The organism is Ferroacidibacillus organovorans (genome assembly GCF_001642725.1).
GTDB classification, from domain to species: Bacteria; Bacillota; Bacilli; order Alicyclobacillales; family SLC66; genus Ferroacidibacillus; species Ferroacidibacillus organovorans.
Genome location: NZ_LSUQ01000018.1, coordinates 1 through 18,205, shown reverse-complemented (window position 1 = coordinate 18,205; position 18,205 = coordinate 1). Strand labels below are relative to the sequence as shown.

18 protein-coding genes and 1 pseudogene are annotated in these 18,205 nt (G+C 56.6%); all 19 read left to right on the top strand.

All coding sequences use genetic code 11. From position 1 onward, the window contains the following. Position 1 precedes the first annotated feature (1 nt). Positions 2-1,510, top strand: a complete 1,509-nt coding sequence (atpA, locus tag AYW79_RS07660) for a F0F1 ATP synthase subunit alpha (protein WP_067564066.1) — start codon at positions 2-4, stop codon at positions 1,508-1,510. A gap of 53 nt (positions 1,511-1,563) precedes the next feature. After that, positions 1,564-2,424 carry an ATP synthase F1 subunit gamma gene (atpG, locus tag AYW79_RS07655; RefSeq protein ID WP_067564063.1) on the top strand — a complete coding sequence of 287 codons (861 nt, stop codon included), beginning with the start codon at positions 1,564-1,566 and terminating at the stop codon, positions 2,422-2,424. A 19-nt stretch (positions 2,425-2,443) separates the two neighbouring features. Next, positions 2,444-3,850 carry a F0F1 ATP synthase subunit beta gene (gene atpD, locus AYW79_RS07650; RefSeq protein ID WP_067564060.1) on the top strand — a complete coding sequence of 469 codons (1,407 nt, stop codon included), beginning with the start codon at positions 2,444-2,446 and terminating at the stop codon, positions 3,848-3,850. A gap of 18 nt (positions 3,851-3,868) precedes the next feature. Then, entirely contained in the window at positions 3,869-4,291 is a 423-nt protein-coding gene (atpC, locus tag AYW79_RS07645) for an ATP synthase F1 subunit epsilon (protein WP_067564058.1), read from the top strand. Positions 4,292-4,386: 95 nt separating this feature from the next. Then, positions 4,387-4,809 carry an NADH-quinone oxidoreductase subunit A gene (locus AYW79_RS07640; protein WP_067564055.1) on the top strand — a complete coding sequence of 141 codons (423 nt, stop codon included), beginning with the start codon at positions 4,387-4,389 and terminating at the stop codon, positions 4,807-4,809. Next, entirely contained in the window at positions 4,800-5,351 is a 552-nt protein-coding gene (locus tag AYW79_RS07635; RefSeq protein ID WP_067564053.1) for a NuoB/complex I 20 kDa subunit family protein, read from the top strand. Before AYW79_RS07640 ends, AYW79_RS07635 begins: the two co-directional genes overlap by 10 nt. Next, positions 5,348-5,992, top strand: coding sequence for an NADH-quinone oxidoreductase subunit C (locus tag AYW79_RS07630; protein ID WP_067564050.1), 645 nt, complete (start codon positions 5,348-5,350; stop codon positions 5,990-5,992). The genes AYW79_RS07635 and AYW79_RS07630 overlap by 4 nt, the downstream gene beginning before the upstream one ends. Beyond that, positions 5,989-7,092 carry an NADH-quinone oxidoreductase subunit D gene (locus AYW79_RS07625; RefSeq protein ID WP_067564047.1) on the top strand — a complete coding sequence of 368 codons (1,104 nt, stop codon included), beginning with the start codon at positions 5,989-5,991 and terminating at the stop codon, positions 7,090-7,092. The genes AYW79_RS07630 and AYW79_RS07625 overlap by 4 nt, the downstream gene beginning before the upstream one ends. Then, positions 7,092-8,075: an NADH-quinone oxidoreductase subunit NuoH gene (gene nuoH, locus AYW79_RS07620; RefSeq protein ID WP_067564045.1), complete on the top strand. Its 984-nt coding sequence runs from the start codon at positions 7,092-7,094 to the stop codon at positions 8,073-8,075. Before AYW79_RS07625 ends, nuoH begins: the two co-directional genes overlap by 1 nt. 41 nt (positions 8,076-8,116) lie before the next feature. Continuing rightward, a pseudogene (locus AYW79_RS16070) lies at positions 8,117-8,497 on the top strand (NuoI/complex I 23 kDa subunit family protein); the annotation flags it as partial. A gap of 194 nt (positions 8,498-8,691) precedes the next feature. Further along, positions 8,692-9,213 (top strand): NADH-quinone oxidoreductase subunit J, encoded by a 522-nt coding sequence (locus AYW79_RS07610; protein WP_067952774.1) that lies wholly within the window; start codon positions 8,692-8,694, stop codon positions 9,211-9,213. Between the two features lie 3 nt (positions 9,214-9,216). After that, on the top strand, positions 9,217-9,522 hold the full coding sequence (gene nuoK / locus AYW79_RS07605; RefSeq protein WP_179123037.1) for an NADH-quinone oxidoreductase subunit NuoK: 306 nt from the start codon (positions 9,217-9,219) through the stop codon (positions 9,520-9,522). Positions 9,523-9,561: 39 nt separating this feature from the next. Further along, complete coding sequence (gene nuoL, locus AYW79_RS07600) at positions 9,562-11,475, top strand: NADH-quinone oxidoreductase subunit L (RefSeq protein ID WP_067564040.1); 1,914 nt, start codon at positions 9,562-9,564, stop codon at positions 11,473-11,475. Further along, the gene (locus AYW79_RS07595) at positions 11,475-13,034 is read left to right on the top strand and encodes a complex I subunit 4 family protein (RefSeq protein WP_067564037.1); all 1,560 of its coding nucleotides are present in this window, start codon (positions 11,475-11,477) and stop codon (positions 13,032-13,034) included. The genes nuoL and AYW79_RS07595 overlap by 1 nt, the downstream gene beginning before the upstream one ends. 7 nt (positions 13,035-13,041) lie before the next feature. Continuing rightward, on the top strand, positions 13,042-14,508 hold the full coding sequence (locus AYW79_RS07590; protein ID WP_067564034.1) for an NADH-quinone oxidoreductase subunit N: 1,467 nt from the start codon (positions 13,042-13,044) through the stop codon (positions 14,506-14,508). Between the two features lie 33 nt (positions 14,509-14,541). Next, positions 14,542-15,708 (top strand): acyl-CoA dehydrogenase family protein, encoded by a 1,167-nt coding sequence (locus AYW79_RS07585; RefSeq protein WP_067952780.1) that lies wholly within the window; start codon positions 14,542-14,544, stop codon positions 15,706-15,708. Between the two features lie 70 nt (positions 15,709-15,778). Next, positions 15,779-16,012, top strand: coding sequence for a DUF1146 family protein (locus AYW79_RS07580; protein WP_067564032.1), 234 nt, complete (start codon positions 15,779-15,781; stop codon positions 16,010-16,012). A gap of 110 nt (positions 16,013-16,122) precedes the next feature. Beyond that, positions 16,123-16,932 carry a YwmB family TATA-box binding protein gene (locus AYW79_RS07575; protein WP_067564029.1) on the top strand — a complete coding sequence of 270 codons (810 nt, stop codon included), beginning with the start codon at positions 16,123-16,125 and terminating at the stop codon, positions 16,930-16,932. Positions 16,933-16,987: 55 nt separating this feature from the next. Beyond that, the coding region (gene murA / locus AYW79_RS07570; protein WP_067564026.1) for a UDP-N-acetylglucosamine 1-carboxyvinyltransferase at positions 16,988-18,205 on the top strand (1,218 nt) is incomplete at its 3' end.

The following is an 18,205-nucleotide window of genomic DNA, read 5'->3' as shown; positions in this document are numbered from 1 at the left end:
GTTGAGCATTCGTCCAGACGAGATCAGTACGCTGATTCGAAAGCAAATTGAGCAGTTTGATTCACAAGTGCAGAGTTATGAGACAGGCGTTGTTCTTCAAGTCGGTGACGGGATTGCCCGTCTTTATGGCTTGGATAACGTCATGGCAGGCGAACTCGTTGAGTTTGCTAATGGCGTGTTTGGCTTGGCGTTTAACCTTGAAGAGGACAACGTCGGCGTCATTATTCTTGGAACTGTTGAAGGAATTAAAGAAGGCGACCAAGTTCGCCGCACCGGACGCATTGCGCAGGTTCCGGTCGGTCCTGAATTGCTTGGCCGCGTCGTGAATCCACTCGGACAACCCTTGGATAATCTCGGTCCGATCGAGGCGACAATGTTTCGTCCGATCGAGTCCATGGCTCCTGGCGTCATTGACCGCAAATCGGTTTCTGAGCCGCTTCAGACAGGAATCAAGGCGATTGACGCGATGATTCCGATCGGTCGCGGTCAACGGGAACTGATCATCGGCGATCGGCAGACGGGTAAGACGACGATTGCAATCGACACGATCATCAACCAAAAGGGCAACGGTGTGAAATGCATCTATGTCGCGATCGGTCAGAAGCAGTCAACCGTCGCTCAAGTTGTTGAAACGCTGCGCAAGCACGGCGCGATGGAGTACACCACGGTCGTCGCGGCAAACGCGTCCGATCCGGCGCCGCTTTTGTTCCTCGCGCCCTATGCAGGTTGCGCGATCGGAGAATACTTCCTCTATAACGGTGAGCACGCGCTTGTCGTCTATGACGATCTGACGAAACAGGCGGCCGCGTATCGCGAAATGTCCCTTTTGCTTCGCCGCCCCCCAGGTCGCGAAGCATATCCCGGAGACGTGTTCTACTTGCACTCGCGCCTTCTTGAGCGCGCGGCGAAACTGAGTGACGCGCGCGGCGGCGGTTCGCTTACGGCGCTTCCGTTTATCGAAACGCAGGCGGGAGACGTTTCGGCCTATATTCCGACAAACGTCATTTCGATCACGGACGGTCAGATCTTCCTTGAGTCCGACCTCTTTTTCTCGGGCGTGCGCCCGGCGGTTAACGTGGGTGTTTCTGTCTCACGCGTCGGTAGTTCCGCGCAGATCAAAGCGATGAAGTCGGTCGCCGGGACGATGCGTCTTGATCTCGCGCAGTATCGCGAATTGCAGGCGTTTGCCCAGTTTGGATCAGATCTCGACAAGGCGACGCTCGCAAGATTGACGCGTGGTGAGCGTACGGTCGAGATTCTTAAACAAGGTCTCCATCAGCCACTTTCGGTTGAGCGCCAGGTGGTTTCGATTTGGTCGGCGGTCAATGGTCACCTTGATGAGATCCCGAGTAACGCCGTGGGGCGCTTTGAACAAGAGTGGCTCGCGTTTGTCTCGTCTGCCTATCCGCAGATTTTTGAAAACATCGTGTCGACAAAGGCACTGAGTGAAGATACGGCGACGCTCCTAAAAGAGGCGATCGCCAAGTTTAAGGCAACGTTTGTCAGCTAGTCTGATCGATCCGCTTTTGATGAATACGGCCGAGAGGCAAGGGTGGTGAAGCAGTGCCACAAAATACGCGTGACATTCGCAGACGAATAAAGAGTGTTCAAAACACGGCGCAGATCACAAAGGCTATGGAGATGGTCGCCGCTGCAAAGTTGCGCCGCGTGCAGGAGGCTGTGCAACTCTCAAAGCCTTATCTTCAGAAACTGCAAGAAATGCTTGCCGATCTTGCGCCTTCAGTTCGCTCTGTAAAGCACCCCATGCTCGCGGCGCGCCCTGTGCGCAAGACAGGATATCTTGTTGTGACGTCTGATCGCGGATTGGCGGGTCCATACAACTCAAACGTGATCCGCAAAGCGCTTCAAGAGTTTCGCGACAAGGATAAGGACACGTACACCGTGTTCGCCGTGGGTCGCAAAGGGCGTGACTTTTTCCGACGCATGAATTATCCGCTTGGTGGCGAGGCGGTTGGATTGTCGGACGCTCCGACGTATGGATTGATCAAACCGCTCGCAGAGCAGGTCATTGAAGCATACGCGAGCGAACAGTTTGATGAGTTGTATCTCGTTTATAACGAATTTATTAACGCGGTGACTCAGCAGACCGTTGTGAAAAAGGTTTTGCCGCTCACTGATCTCGCGGGTGACAGAGAACCGCGACGTGTCAACTTTATCTTTGAACCTGATGAGCAGGCGCTTCTCGCAAAGCTCTTGCCGCGTTACGCAGAAACGCTGGTGTTTCAATCGGTGCTTGATGCAAAGGCGAGTGAACACGGATCGCGCATGACGGCGATGGGAAATGCGACGGATGCGGCAAAAGACATGATCGGAACGCTTACGCTTACACTGAACCGAGCGCGCCAGGCAGCGATCACAACACAGATCGCAGAAGTGGTCGGCGGCGCAGAGGCACTGAAATAAGAACAGAGGAGGGACATCGTTGAGTACAGGACGTGTGGTTCAGGTTTTGGGTCCCGTCGTAGACGTACGGTTCCCGACAGGCCAATTGCCTGAGATTAATCATGCACTTCGCGTGGATTACGAAGGGGAAGTTCCCGTTCACATCGCGCTCGAAGTGGCGCTTCACCTTGGTGACAATGTTGTGCGCTCGATTGCGATGTCTTCGACAGATGGACTCGTGCGCGGCGCAGAAGTGGTTGATACGGGGCATCCGATATCGGTGCCGGTCGGCGCGGGGACGCTCGGACGAATTTTTAACGTGCTCGGTGAACCGATTGATGAGGCGGGACCGGTCGATTCTCCAGAACGCTGGGCGATCCATCGCGCCGCGCCACAGTTTTCGGATATCACGACGAAGGCGGAAGTGTTTGAGACGGGGATTAAAGTCGTCGATCTCCTGGCGCCCTATCTTAAAGGCGGAAAGATTGGTCTGTTTGGCGGCGCGGGTGTCGGCAAAACCGTTTTGATCCAAGAATTAATCCACAATATCGCAAAAGAACACGGCGGTTACTCTGTGTTCGCAGGTGTCGGTGAGCGTACGCGCGAAGGCAACGACCTCTATCATGAGATGAAGGATTCCGGCGTTATCGATAAGACCAGCATGGTGTTTGGTCAGATGAACGAACCGCCGGGCGCGCGTTTGCGCGTTGCGCTTTCCGGGCTGACCATCGCAGAATACTTCCGCGATATGGAACAGCGCGATGTGTTGCTCTTTGTCGACAACATCTTCCGTTTCACACAAGCTGGTTCGGAAGTATCTGCGTTGCTCGGTCGGATGCCTTCAGCTGTGGGTTACCAGCCCACACTGGCAACAGAGATGGGGCAACTTCAGGAGCGAATTGCTTCGACGGTGCGCGGGTCAATCACGTCGATTCAGGCGATTTATGTGCCGGCTGACGACTACACCGATCCAGCGCCGGCAAACACGTTTGCGCACTTGGACGCGACGACGAACTTGGAGCGGCGTATCGCGTCGATGGGACTTTTCCCGGCTGTTGATCCGCTCGCATCGACGTCGCGGGCACTCTCGCCGGAGATTGTCGGCGAAGAGCATTACAATGTTGCGCGCGGTATCCAATCGATCTTGCAGCGCTACAAAGAGCTTCAGGATATCATTGCAATTCTCGGTATGGACGAGTTGAGCGATGAAGATAAGTTGATCGTAACGCGTGCGCGTAAAATTCAAAACTTCTTCTCCCAGCCATTCTTTGTCGGCGAACAATTTACCGGTATTCCTGGGAAATATGTACAAGTCAAGGACACAGTGCGCAGCTTCCGAGAAATTCTTGAAGGCAAGTATGATGAGATTCCGGAGAGTTACTTTACGTACTGTGGAGCGATTGAAGACGTACTGGAAAAAGCGGAACGCGACGGATTTCGCGTCTAACTCCGAGGAGGTGACCGCATGAGTACGATTCCATTCGAGATCGTGACACCAGATCGCGTCGTGTTTTCGGAACAGGTCGAGTTTCTCACGGTTCGGACAGGCGCTGGCGAAATCGGAGTACTTCCGCGTCACGCGCCGCTCGCGACGACGGTGAAACCGGGTATCGTGAAGATTCGCACAGAACGTGGCGAAGATTATGTGGCGACTACTGATGGGTTTTTACACGTTCTTCCTGATCAGGTGTCACTCCTCGTCAATGCCGCGGAGATTGGATCTGCAGTCGACGTGGAACGCGCAATGCGCGCGAAAGAACGCGCAGAAGAACGGCTGTCGCTGCGCGGAGATGACGTTGATGTCATGCGCGCTGAGCTCGCGCTTGAACGATCGCTCAATCGCCTGCGCGCGTCTGAACTTTCTCCTAAGAACGCCATGCAACGCTGATCCTCTGGAGCCCGTCGCACTGATTTTAAATCAGCGCGACGGGCTTTCCTTATATTCCCATAATCTGTTGTTATAAATTTCTACACTCTGTTATAATGGCGGAGGAGTCATACCTTGCTCGATTTCTTGATACGTGTAGATACGGGGGGATCCGTCTGTACGCAAACGCATTTATTTTTTTATTGGTTTTTCTCGTGCTCGCCATTGCGCTCCCAATCGGTGCACTCGCAGTGTTGGGGCCGTTGCTGCGCCCTAGCAAACCGTCTAAAGCAAAGAACGCAACGTATGAGAGCGGCCTTGAGCCGATCGGTGACGCGCGTTCGCGCTACAATGTGCGATATTATTTATTTGCACTGATGTTTGTCATTTTTGATGTGGAGATCATCTTCTTGTATCCGTGGGCTGTTTCATATCACACCTTGGGTGTGTTTGGCTACGTCGAGATGATGATCTTTGTCGTTCTCCTTTTGATCGGCCTGATGTATGCCTGGAGGAAGAAGGTGCTGGAATGGATGTAGGCGGTTCTTCGCATGGCGCGTCACTTCCTGTCATTCACTATGAAGGCTTTACCGAAGAAGAGTCACAAGAGTTGCGCCGGGCAGGCGTGGTGGTCAGTACGCTTGAACAGATCAAAGGGTGGGCGCGCAGCAACAGTTTGTGGCCGATGACCTTTGGGCTCGCCTGCTGTGCCATTGAGATGATGGGCGCAGGCGCGTCACACTACGACCTGGATCGGTTCGGGATCATCTTTCGCGCGTCACCGCGACAGTCAGACGTGATGATCGTTGCGGGAACGGTGACAAAAAAAATGGCGCCGCTGCTACGTCGACTGTATGATCAAATGCCTGACCCGAAATGGGTGATCGCGATGGGTTCGTGCGCGACGGCGGGTGGTCCGTATGTGCGCTCCTATTCGGTTGTTAAAGGGGTCGACCAGATCGTGCCCGTCGACGTGTACATTCCAGGTTGTCCGCCGTCGCCTCCTGCGCTCATCTATGGACTTAACAAGCTCCAGGAGAAGATCCGCACGGAAGCCGCAGGGAAGAGGGTGTCGAGTTGACCGACGAGAACCCCTCAGTAGAACAAGCAGGAGAACAAGAAAAGGCTGCAACACCAGAAAAAACGGTCGCAGCCACAGAAGGAACCGTCAAAAAAGACCCACCCGCCCGACCCGCCAAAGCGCCGCCGCCGCCCGATCCGCGAGTGCTTGAGGCGACTGCGTACGCGGAGTCGTTAAAAGATGAGGTCGAGAAAGCGTGCGGTGCAGGTGTCGTCGCGGAGATTTCGGCGACAAAGTCACTCCCTGTTTTGCGCATCGAACAGGCCGCCTGGTATCCTGTCGTGAAATATCTCAAAGAAGATCCTGAACAACAGTTTGTCTACATTCAGGTCTTTGCGGGTACCGACTACAAGGATTACATCGAAGTGATTTTCGAAGTCCACTCGTTTACACGCGGACGCAGAATTCGCTTGAAAACGCGCACACCGCGCGACCCGGCAGAGTTGGCGTCGCTCACCCCACTTTTTGCGGGACTCAACTGGGAAGAGCGCGAGGTGTATGACTTACTCGGAATTCAATTCACGGGACACCCCGACTTGCGGCGCATCATGATGTGGGAAGAGTGGAACGGTTATCCGCTCCGCAAAGACTTTTCGGAGTTTGAAAACGCTCCGCACATCGGAGGTGAAACCCGCGAATGAGTACACTACGATCGGAAGAAATGATTCTAAACGTCGGCCCACAGCATCCGAGCACGCACGGCGTGTTCCGCCTGGTGGTCACCATTGACGGTGAAGAGATTGTCGACGCCGACCCTGTGGTGGGATACCTTCACAGGGGAACAGAGAAGCTTGCCGAAAATTTACAGTACACGCAGATCATACCGTATACCGATCGTCTGGACTACCTCGCCTCGATGATCAACAACTACGCGCTCGTGCACGCCGTCGAGTATGCGCTCGATCTGGAGATTCCGGAGCGCGCAGAGCACTTGCGGATCATCGTGATGGAACTCAATCGCATCGCCTCGCACCTCCTGTTTGTCGGCGCGTATCTGCTTGATCTTGGCGCGATGAGCCCATTTTTGTACGTGTTTCAAGAGCGCGAGCGCATCGTGCAACTGTTCACCGAAATCTGCGGCGCCCGTCTCACATACAACTACATGCGCATCGGCGGTGTGAAATGGGACGCGCCTCCCGGATGGCTGCAAAAGGTGCGCGAGTTCATCCCTTTTATGCGCGAAAAGATTCGCATGTACGACGACCTGATTTCAGGCAACGAGATTTTTCTCAATCGCGTGAAAGGTACAGGCGTCTTCACGCAGGAAGAAGCGATCAATCACAGCTTGTCAGGGATCAATCTACGCTCCACCGGATTCAACTGGGATTTGCGCAAAAATCAACCCTACGGAATCTACGATCGGTTCGACTTTGACGTCGTGCTCGGGCAAAAGGGCGATTGTTTCGATCGCTATTGGCTGCACATGTTGGAGATGGAACAGTCGCTGCGCATCGTCGAACAGGCGGTGGAAGCGATTGGAGACGGCCTGATCCTCGGGAAGGTGCCAAAGCTCATTCGCGTTCCGGCGGGCGAGTATTACGCTGGAATCGAAGGTGCGCGCGGCGAACTCGGCGTCTATATCGTGTCAGACGGCAAGGATAAGCCGTATCGCCTCAAACTGCGCCGACCATCTTTTGTCAATCTGCAGATTCTCCGCAAATTGCTGATCGGACAGAGCATGTCGAACCTGATTGCCATTTTAGGCGCTGTGGATATTGTGCTTGGGGAGGTGGACGGGTAATGCTGAATTGGCAATCCTCCCCGCTTACTGGCATAGGGTTTCTCGGCATGGTCATCGGCGGTGTTCTCATACTCGGACTCATCCTTGGCATCGTCACGTACCTGATCTATTTTGAACGCAAGATCATCGGTTGGATGCAACTGCGGATCGGGCCGAATCGCGTAGGGCCGTTCGGTCTCATGCAGTCGATTGCAGACGTGCTCAAACTGCTGATCAAAGAGGATATCGTCCCAGAAAACGCAGATCGCTCACTCTTTTTGCTGGCGCCGATCATCGCCTTTGTGCCATCTTTTATGGTGCTTGCACTCATTCCGTTCACCGCGACCCACGTGTTTACATCAAACACACAAGTAGGGCTTCTGCTTTATCTCGCACTCTCTTCCATTACGATCCTCGGCATCGTGCTCGGAGGGTGGGCGTCAAACAACAAATACTCCCTACTCGGGGGAATGCGCTCCGCCGCCCAAATGGTCAGCTATGAGATTCCGCTTGGCATGTCGGTCATCGGCGTCGTCCTGCTGACGGGTTCGCTCAATTTAAACACGATCGTCGTCGCCCAATCGCGGCACATCTGGTATATCATCCCACAGATTGTCGGGTTCATCATCTTCATGATCGCGGGACTCGCTGAGCTCAATCGGACGCCGTTTGACCTCCCAGAAGCTGAATCCGAACTGGTTGCTGGTTACTTCACAGAGTACTCAGGGTTTCGCTTCGCCTTCTTCATGCTCACCGAGTACGTTTACGTTTTTGCGCTCTGTGCGCTCGCCACGACCCTTTTTCTCGGCGGGTGGAGCGGACCGTTTCTACCGTCCTGGATCTGGTTTGCGATCAAAACGAGCGCCTGCATCTTCTTCATATTCTGGGTGCGCGCCACCATGCCACGTATTCGCGGTGACCAGTTGATGGGCTTCGCGTGGAAAGTATTGATCCCAGTCGCGCTCGCGAACCTGATCGTGACCGCCGGCGTTGCTCTGCTGTAGTGCGCGGTAAATCATGAATCAAGGCAACTGGAGGTGGAATCATGTTCGGTGTATTCAAAGGGCTCGGCGTCACGATCCGACAATTGCCAAAGAAAAAAGTCACACTCATGTACCCTGAGGTAAAACCGGTTTGGCCCGAACGGTATCGCGGGATCCACGAATTCATTCCCGAACTGTGCATCGTGTGCAACCAATGTGCCCGCATCTGTCCCACCGACTGCATCTCGCTGTCTGGGACGCGTGATGAGAATAAGAAACTGCGAATCGATACGTATGATATCAATTTTGAGATCTGCATTCTGTGCGATCTCTGCACAGAGGTGTGCCCGACCGAGTCGATCCGCATGACAGACCAGTTTGAGTTGGCATCGTATACACGCGATTCTCTTTATAAGGACATGAAGTGGCTTTATCAAAACCATATTGAGCACGGCAGCTATCAGGCGCTCCAAGCTGCCAAGACAGAAGAAGAGGCAAACGCGGCACGCGAGGCGCAAGCCGCCAACGCAGAGGCGGCGAGTGGTGCAGGGCAGAAAGCGTCACCAGAAGAGGCGAACGCGGCGCGTATGCCAGCCGATGAAACTGTGTCGTCTTCAGGTAAAGGGGGACAACCTGAATGATCCTCGGCATCCCGATCACGGGTGAGACGGTCGCCTTCTTTCTGCTCTCCCTCTTGATCATTTCGTCCGGTGTCATGGTTATGTCCCTGACAAAAGTGATGCACACTGCGCTCGCGCTCGGCGGGGTATTCCTTGGCGTCGCAGGGATCTTCATCCTGCTTGGCGCCGACTTCGTCGGCGTCGTGCAGATTCTCATCTACGCTGGGGCCATCACGATTCTCATGGTGTTTGCGCTGATGCTCACGCAAAAAGGGGACGACACCGGCTATCCGGGGCCTGGCAAACGCAGCTTCTTCACGCTGCTCGGCGTAGCCGCGTTCTGCGCGCTCTTGCTCTTTGTGATTAGGGGAACGTCATGGCCTGTCGCCACAACGAAGGTTGATCCATTTCCACAGCCTTCGATTGTCATGATCGCCCAGTCGCTCTTTCACACCTACACCGTTCCCTTTGAACTGGTGACCTTGATCCTCACCGCCGCGCTCGTCGGCGCTGTGGTCATCGCGCGGAAGGAGGAATAGATCGTGGCATTGCAACCCTTTTTGGCGCTCGGCGTGATCCTCTTTGGCATTGGTCTCTACGGCGCGCTGACCAAGCGCAACCTGATCATCGTGCTGATCTCGATCGAGATGATGCTGAACGCTTCGAACATCAACCTGATCGCGTTTTCCCACTTTGCCGTGACGCCAAATGCCAATGGGCAAGTGTTCGCCCTTTTCAATATCGCGATTGCAGCGGCAGAAGTTGCCGTCGGACTCGCCATTTTGCTCGCGTTTTTCCGCTTGCGAAACAGTGCAGACGTGCGCGACGTCAACACCATGAAGTGGTAGTCGAACCGTGTGGAAATAGCCTAGACAGAAGGTGATTCGATGGCAAATGAAGCTTGGCTGATCCCAGCCATACCGCTGCTCGTCTACGTGATTCTTCTCGTCGCGGGACGGCGCATCTCTGAACCTGTGGTTGCGGGCATCTCCGTGTCCGCCGTTCTTCTCGCGTTTCTCTTGGCAATCGCCGTGCTTGCGGACGTGGCAGTGAATGGGCCGACGGCGCCCACGACGTACGCCTGGCTCGACTTTGGGGCGCATAGCCTCACCGTCGGCTACGAAGTGACGATGCTTAACGCATTGATGCTCGTCGTCGTCACACTGGTCAGCGCGCTCGTCCTCCTCTTCTCCCGCAGTTACATGAAGGGCGACGAGCGATTCTCCAGATTCTATCAATACCTGAACTTGTTCGTCTTCTCCATGCTCGGACTCGTCATCTCGCCGAACCTGCTTCAGTTCTATATCTTTTGGGAGCTGGTTGGCGTCTGTTCCTATCTGCTGGTAGGGTTTTGGTACTACAAACCGGAAGCGGCCGCCGCTGCCAAAAAAGCGTTTATCGTGACGCGCATCGGCGATGTCGGGCTCTTTATCGGGATCATCCTGCTGTACATCGCGACAGGCACCTTCGACTTTAACGGCCTTTATACTGCGGGCGGCGCTGCGTTCTCGCAAGTCGCAACGCTCGCCTATCACGGCGCATCTGTGCCGTTTGGCATGAGCAGCAGTGGATTCATCACACTCACCGCGCTGCTCGTGTTTATCGGCGCCGTCGGCAAGTCCGCGCAATTTCCGCTGCACGTCTGGCTACCTGACGCCATGGAAGGCCCGACACCTGTCTCCGCGCTCATTCACGCCGCGACCATGGTGGCGGCTGGCGTCTACCTGGTCGCCCGGATGCAGCCGCTTTTCGCCGCGTCCCCGGTCGCCAGCGAGACGGTCGCTGTGATCGGTGGCATCACCGCGCTGCTCGCCGCATCGATCGGACTCACCCAGCGCGACATCAAGCGCGTGATCGCCTATTCAACCGTTTCGCAACTCGGGTACATGATGATGGCGCTCGGCGTTGGTGCGTACACCGCCGGAATCTTTCATTTAATGACGCACGCCTTCTTCAAAGCGCTCCTCTTTCTCACCGCAGGCAGCGTGATCCACGCGCTCGACACGCAGGATCTGTTTTCCATGGGCGGGTTGCGCAAAAAAATGCCGATCACGCACATCGCCTTCCTGGCAGGCGCGTTGGCGCTGGCAGGCGTTCCACCGTTTGCCGGATTCTGGTCAAAGGATGAGATCCTCTCCGCCGCGTTTCAGTCGGGACACTATGTGCTGTACGCGATGGGACTGCTCGCCGCATTCTTTACCGCGTTCTACATCTTTCGCGTATACTTCCTCGTCTTCTGGGGGGAAGCCAAGGGAGAAAAACACGCGCACGAAGGTGGCAGCGCGATGGTGATCCCACTGCTCGTGCTCGGCGCGCTCGCAACGCTCAGCGGTTTCCTGAATACACCGTTTGACCCGTTCGTCACCCGCTTTCTTACGTACGGACACCCTTTAGGCATCGGTATCGATCCGCCAGCAAGCCTTCCGCTCATCCTCGTTTCAGTCATCATCGCGCTGCTCGGCATCTGGCTCGCGTACAGCGTGTACGGGCGCGCCAATCGGGGAGCGGAGCTCGCGAAGCGCATGGGTGTCCTTTACACCTTGAGCTACAACAAATTCTACATCGATGAGATCTATCACTACCTGATCGTCACGCCGATCTTTACCATCGCGCGAGCGATCGCCTTCATCGACCGTTTCATCATCGACGGGATCGTGCGCATGCTCGGAGAGCTTGGATACACCGGAGGCGTTACCCTCAAGTACGCGAACACCGGTCAAGTCCAGACCTACGGCGTCCTGACCTTGTTCGGGCTCGTCGCGCTGGTCGCCATCGCGCTCGGGATTGGGGGTGTTCTCTGATGCAAAACGTACTCTTGATGATCGTGCTCATTCCCGTCATTGCGGCGCTTCTCATCCTTCCACTCAAGGCGCGCGCGCACGCCATCACCCGCAGCATCGGAATGCTTGGGTCGCTTCTCTCAGCCCTGTTCGCACTCGCCGCGTACATCGCGTTTCAGCGGAGTGACGCCGCCTATCAGTTTGTGCTGTCCGTCCCGTGGGCCACGATCAACAACGCGTTTGCGGGGACACCGCTCACCATCACGTTTGCCTTCGCCGTCGACGGCATCTCACTTCCGCTCGTCATGTTGACCGGAATCGTGAGCGTTATGGCGGCGCTGCGCAGCTTTCGCGTCACAGAGCGCGTCAAGGCGCACTACGTGTGGCAGATGCTGCTTGTCAGTGGACTCTACGGCGTGTTTGCCGCCGCCGACCTCTTTACGTTTTTCTTCTTCCTTGAAGTGACGCTCGTCGCGTCCTTCTTCTTGATCTTGATCTTTGGACAAGAGCGTCGCGAGTACGCCGCCTTTAAGTTTCTGATCTATCGCGGCATCGCGAGCGTTTTCTTGCTGCTCGGATTCGTGGGACTCGCGTACGCGCTCGCCAACTCGGCGACCACCGTCAGCGCGTCGCAATACATGGCGTACGGGCCGAATTTCATGTCGCTCAATCTTCTTCAACTGCTCGACGAGTCCGTCAAAGCGCCGCTCGCGCTCGGAGCGCAGACATGGCTGTTTTTTGTCTTCTTGTTTGCTGTCCTGATCGAAGAAGCGTTCGTGCCCTTTCACACCTGGCTCATCGACACGCATGAACAGAGCGATACGAGCACCAACATGCTGATTGGCGGCGTGCTGATGAAGGTGGGACTCTACATCATGCTGCGCTTTGTCGTGTCGATACTTCCGTTGGCGCTCGCAGCGTACAGCGAGTGGCTCGCCATTCTTGGCGTCATCAGCATCCTGTACGGCGCATTTGCAGCGATCGCCGCGCGCGACTGGCGTCGTCTGATCGCCTTCTCCGGGATCAGCCACATGGGGTTGGTGCTCCTTGCGATCGGCTCCATGCACGCGCTAGGACTGCAGGGCGCCGTCTTCATGCTCGTCTCCTCCGGCCTCCTCACGGCGCTGCTCTTTTACACCGTTGGCGCACAGGCGGAGCGCACCGGAACCTATGAGATTGGCAAACTGGGCGGGCTCTCAAAGTCCCTGCCCGTTCTCTCGGGCGTCCTGCTCGTCGCGGCGCTTGGCACCGTTGGCCTTCCCGGACTCTCCGGGTTCATCAGCGAGATCACGCTGTTTATCAGCAGCTTCGAGAGATTTCCCGTGGTTTCAACCCTTGGGACACTCGGCATGATTCTCGCGGCGCTCTATCTGCTCTTTGCGATGCAGCGAACCACCTTTGGCCCTGCGCAAGGAGCAGCGCAAGAAGGGCAAGGCATCGCTCGCGATGCGAGCGTGACAGAAGCGATACCCCTGCTCGTCCTCGTGGCGTTTGTCATCGCAATCGGGGTCTTTCCAAACATCCTCGGCGTCGTCGTGCACCCGACCGTGCAGGCGCTCGCGGGAAGGATCGGAGGTTGAATCAGGGATGCTAACCTTTACTCAAGTTTGGAATGCATTGGGTCCAGAAATCGTGCTCGCCATCGGCGGCTTTGTCGCCATGGTCTATGAGTTTATGGTGACAGGGAGAGCAAAACAGGCGACGCCGTGGATTGCTGTGCTCTCCGTGCTCACAGCGATCCCGCTCGCCTGGAGCAAACTGCACGCACCGCTTGCGACCTACTCGATCGCCGTCATCGCCGTCGACGATTTTGGCACCATCTTTTCGCTCTTCATCCTCGTCTCGGTGCTGCTCGTCCTGCTCTTTGCCATCGCCTCCCAAGCGCGCCTGAAACTCGCGTTTGAGTACGCGTACCTCGTGCTTTTTGCGACGGTCGGCGCAATGGTCATCTGCAGCGCGCTTGATCTTGTCACACTCTACGTAGGACTCGAGTTGCTCTCCATCACAACCTACGTGCTTGTCGCGCTGCACCGCAAGAACGTGAAATCCTCGGAGGCCGGTCTCAAATATTTGATCATCGGCTCGATCGCCTCGGCGATCATTCTCTACGGGCTCTCATTTCTCTACGGAGTCGCGGGTTCGACCGGGCTCAGTCGGATCGCGACGGCGCTGCAGGGTGGGTACGGCAGCGAACCGGGTCTCGTGTATCTGTCCATCGCGCTGATTCTCGTCGGCATCTTCGTCAAAATTTCGGCCGCGCCGTTTCACCTCTGGACGGCGGACGTCTACGAGGGCGCGCCAACGCCGATCACCGCCTATCTCGCCGTCGTCTCAAAAGGCGCGGTGCTCGGCTTCTTGTTCCGCGTGATCGTCTGGCTCTTTGGCGCAAAACTTGGCGAGTGGTTCGGTCTCGTCGGCTGGATCGCCATCATCACAATGGTCATCGGCAACCTCGGCGCGCTCTCTCAGCGAAACATCAAGCGTTTGCTGGCCTATTCGAGCATCGGACAGGCGGGCTACCTGCTCATTCCGTTCTCATCGCTTAGTTCCTCGACGCTCGCATCTGTGATGTGGCAGAATCTTTCGAGCACCGTCTTCTACCTGTTCGCGTACTCTTTCATGACGATCGGCGCATTCGCCGTGTTCAGCGTTGTCGCCGACGCGAGTGGCTCAGAAGACGTCCACGCGTTTACGGGACTGTCAAAGCGCTCGCCGTGGCTCGCGGGGATGATGACCCTGTTTTTGCTCTCGCTCTCAGGACTGCCGTTGACGGCTGGATTCTTCGGGAAGTTTTCCATCTTCCTCGGGGCGCTCGGCGCGGGGCAGATCTGGCTTGGCGTCGTGTTGTTTGCGACAAGCGCGATCGCGTTCTACTACTATTTTGGCATCATCCGCGCGATGTACGGGCGCACTCAGGAGGGTGACACGCCCCCTGTGCGCAGTTCGCCGATGCAACACGTCGTCGTCGCGCTCTGCGCCATCGGGACGCTTTGGCTCGGAATCTTCCCAGGGCCTGTCACGGACTTGCTCTCGAATTTGCACTGGTTCGGCTGAGTCGCTCACACTCACGAGAAGGGAGGGGTCGCAGTGCGTGATCCGATGATAAGAAACCAAGAGGACGACTCTTTCGTCTCCTATGCAGAAGGGCTCGCGGCAAAGATTCGCGCGTGTGACGAGGCGGATGAACACCACTTTGCGGCAGAGGCCGTCGGACTCCTGCTTGACGCATCGTACAACCTGCTGACGATCCCAAAGGAGCTCGGCGGGCGCGGTGCAAATCTATATCAGATGCTGCTGTGTCAGGAGCGGCTCGCAGAGGCGCACGCGTCAGCCGCGCTCGTCATGGGTTGGCACGTCGGAATTGCGCTTGGCTTGCGCCTGGCAAACGCGTGGGCGCCTCTGCGCTATGCCCAGTTTGCGGAGGATGCGATCCACGCGCGCGCGATGATTAACGCCTGTGGCACGGAGCCGGAGACGGGCAGCCCGAGTCGCGGGGGACGACCGACGACGACCGCTGTCAAAGTGTCCGGCGGCTATAAAATCACTGGGAGAAAGACGTGGGCGACAGGCAGTCCCGTTCTCACGCACATCCTTGTGAGTGCGTATATGCCAGACCGCGCGCGCGTCGGGGAGTTTTTGGTGCGCAAGGGCAGCCCAGGACTCGCGATCGAAGAGACGTGGGACAGCATGAGCATGGCGGGGACGGGCAGTCACACGCTGCGCTTGACGGACGTGTTTGTGGCAGATGAGGACCTGACGGACGAGGCGGAGCCGGGCAAAAAGATGAGACGCAGCGCAGACGGCAGCGGCTGGCTGCTGCACATTCCGGCGACGTACCTCGGTGTCGGCAACGCGGCGCGCGCCTACGCGCTTGAGTTTGCGCGCACGTATCAGCCGAACAGCTTGTCCCATCCGATCGGTCAATTGCCGCATGTTCGCGAGAAACTCGGTCAGATCGAGATTGCGCGAATGAGCGCGCGAACGTTTTTGTATCAGGTGGCAGAGCGTTACGATCAGGCCGAACCCGCGGCGCGGCTCTCCATGCGTGGTGATTTAGGCGCGGCGAAGTATGTCGCGACGCACGCGGCGATCCGCATGGTGGATCTCTCCATGCGGATCGTTGGCGGCAACAGCATCCTTCACAGCACGCCGCTTGAGCGCTATTACCGCGATGTGCGAGCGGGACTTCACAACCCGCCAATGGATGACTCGACACTGTCCATGCTGGCGGGGATTGCGCTGGAACATCCCTGATGGGCAAACGGACAGAAAAACATGGTAATCTCCGTATCCTGTTTAAGAACGCGATGAGGGTGAGTGTGGAATGGTAGGAACGTCTTCCCATGTACTACAAGGCGCACTGACCCTCTTTATGCTCCTCATGGGTACGCTTATTGCGTGGGGGGCGCTCGGCGCATTGCGCTGGGAGATCTTCGTAAAGGATCGGGGCGCGCGCTCGGCGCGGATGCTGCGCATTGTCCTTGCAATGATTCTCGGATCGGCGCTTTCCGGTTTTGTCGCACAGTACATCAGTGCAACAAACGCACTGCGCGGATGAAGCCCGTCCTTGGTCTTTGAAAATGTAGAAGTTGAATGAGAGATTCGTATATTCCATGGTTCCCCCGTCCATACTGAATCGTAACGATTCGTGTATGGGAGATGAGGAACATGCGAAAACTGGCATCAGTGGCGATTTTACTCTTACTCAGCGGCGGGCTCACCTATCAGGCGGGACAGGCAATTGCAGCGCGTGTGAATGTGCAGTCGAGCACGCTGGTGCCTGAGGCACTCCTTGCGGCGTTGGCGAATGCGAAAGCGTCGCCGAATCGTTTCGAGGTGCACGCCTGGCTCACACTAAAGCAAGTCGACGCAACGCAGGGTTCGCTTCGCCAAGAGGCGCTGAGCATTGCAAAGAACTTCTTGCAAGATACACCAGGCGCACGCACAAACGCGTCATCCATAAAGGAGAGCGTCCACGCGCGTCAACAGCCAAACATGGATGTCGTCGCGGTGACGGGAACACTCCCCGGCATGCCTGGCAGTGTCGCGTCGGTGTTATGCGCAACGCTCACGTATCCAAATGCGCCTGTGCAAACGGTCGCAGTCATTCGCATCACTTCGCCGTATGAAAAGCAGACAAACTTTCTCACATCGTATCAGCGGGTCGCGCAGGTCGCGCGTGAGGTGACGGCGCATCCAGAGGTGAATGCGACGCTGATCGGCAGTGTATCGCGCGAGCTTACAGCGACAACTCGGATGATGCTCCTGTCGTCCGCGATGAACCATTTGTACGTGAACCGACCGCACGTGACATCGTATACATACACGTCTGTGATGTCCGGGGAAAGTTCACTCGGATTGCCGAATCTCGCCGTTGGAAAAGGAATGCAGAACGTTCAGATGGCAGCGCACGCAAATTCATTCACACATCGCACGGAAATACTTGTGGGTTCCCCAATGATCACGGTAGAATACTAAGCGAACGTGCACAGACGAACCCGTCTATTGCACAATGGGAAACGGAGGTGTCGGGTTGGCAACGATTCGAGTTCGAGGCGGGCAACGTTTGACCGGTGTCGTCCAGGTTGACGGTGCAAAAAACGCCGTGTTGCCGATCCTTGCGGCGTCACTGCTCGCAAGCCAGGGAGAATCAATCATCGAAGGTGTTCCTTCTCTCACAGATATTCACAACCTCGCGGAGGTTACGCGCAGCCTCGGCGGCAAAGCGGAGTATGTTTCACAGCACGCGCTACTTCGTCTCAGTGCAGAAAATCTGCAGACGACGACAGCGCCTGAAGAGTTAGTCCGAAAAATGCGCGCGTCGTTTTGGGTGGCGGGACCGCTGCTCGCGCGAATGGGCCATTTTCGCATTCCACTTCCCGGCGGATGTAACATTGGCGAGCGGCCGGTGGATCAACATATAAAGGGATTTGAAGCGTTAGGTGCGACCGTTACCATTGAACACGGATATGTGGAAGGTCACGTGCACGGCAAACTGCGAGGTGCGCGTGTATATCTTGATTTGATCAGTGTAGGCGCGACGATTAACACGATGATGGCGGCGACGCTCGCAGAGGGGCAAACGCTCATTGAGAACGCGGCGAAAGAGCCGGAAGTGGTGGATGTCGCGAATTATTTGAACGCAATGGGCGCAAAGGTGCGCGGCGCAGGGACAGACGTGATTCGCGTCGAGGGCGTTTCGTCCATGCATGCGGCGACCCATACGGTGATTCCCGATCGGATTGAGGCGGGCACGTACATGATCGCGGCAGCGGTCACGCGCGGCGACGTGTTTGTCGAAGGCGCCATTTACAATCACTTGAGTTCGCTCTGCGCGAAACTGCGCGAGGCGGGCGTCACGGTGGAAGACGATATTCACGGCATTCGCGTGGTGGCGACAGAGCCGCTTCGCGCGGTCGATGTAAAGACGCTTCCGCATCCCGGTTTTCCGACAGACCTGCAGGCGCAGATGATGGCGTTTCTATCCACGCTGCCAGGAACCAGCCTGGCGACGGAGACCGTCTTTGAGAATCGCTTCCTGCACGTCCCTGAGTTTCGTCGCATGGGTGTCGAGGTGCGGATTGAGGGACGCACGGCGGTGATCGACGGTGGGCAGCCGATGACTGGCGCAACGGTGAAGGCGACCGATCTGCGCGCGGCGGCGGCGCTCGTCTTGGCGGGTCTCGCGGCAGAAGGCGAGACGGAAGTGTCTGGCTTAGAGCACCTCGACCGCGGCTACGCGGATCTGGTT

Coding starts and splice junctions, on each gene's coding strand:
- atpC (WP_067564058.1), top strand. CDS start 3,869: ATGAGTACGATTCCATTCGAGATCGTGACACCAGATCGCGTCGTGTTT.
- AYW79_RS07640 (WP_067564055.1), top strand. CDS start 4,387: ATGGCGGAGGAGTCATACCTTGCTCGATTTCTTGATACGTGTAGATAC.
- AYW79_RS07635 (WP_067564053.1), top strand. CDS start 4,800: ATGGATGTAGGCGGTTCTTCGCATGGCGCGTCACTTCCTGTCATTCAC.
- AYW79_RS07625 (WP_067564047.1), top strand. CDS start 5,989: ATGAGTACACTACGATCGGAAGAAATGATTCTAAACGTCGGCCCACAG.
- nuoH (WP_067564045.1), top strand. CDS start 7,092: ATGCTGAATTGGCAATCCTCCCCGCTTACTGGCATAGGGTTTCTCGGC.
- AYW79_RS07610 (WP_067952774.1), top strand. CDS start 8,692: ATGATCCTCGGCATCCCGATCACGGGTGAGACGGTCGCCTTCTTTCTG.
- nuoL (WP_067564040.1), top strand. CDS start 9,562: ATGGCAAATGAAGCTTGGCTGATCCCAGCCATACCGCTGCTCGTCTAC.
- AYW79_RS07595 (WP_067564037.1), top strand. CDS start 11,475: ATGCAAAACGTACTCTTGATGATCGTGCTCATTCCCGTCATTGCGGCG.
- AYW79_RS07590 (WP_067564034.1), top strand. CDS start 13,042: ATGCTAACCTTTACTCAAGTTTGGAATGCATTGGGTCCAGAAATCGTG.
- AYW79_RS07580 (WP_067564032.1), top strand. CDS start 15,779: ATGGTAGGAACGTCTTCCCATGTACTACAAGGCGCACTGACCCTCTTT.
- AYW79_RS07575 (WP_067564029.1), top strand. CDS start 16,123: ATGCGAAAACTGGCATCAGTGGCGATTTTACTCTTACTCAGCGGCGGG.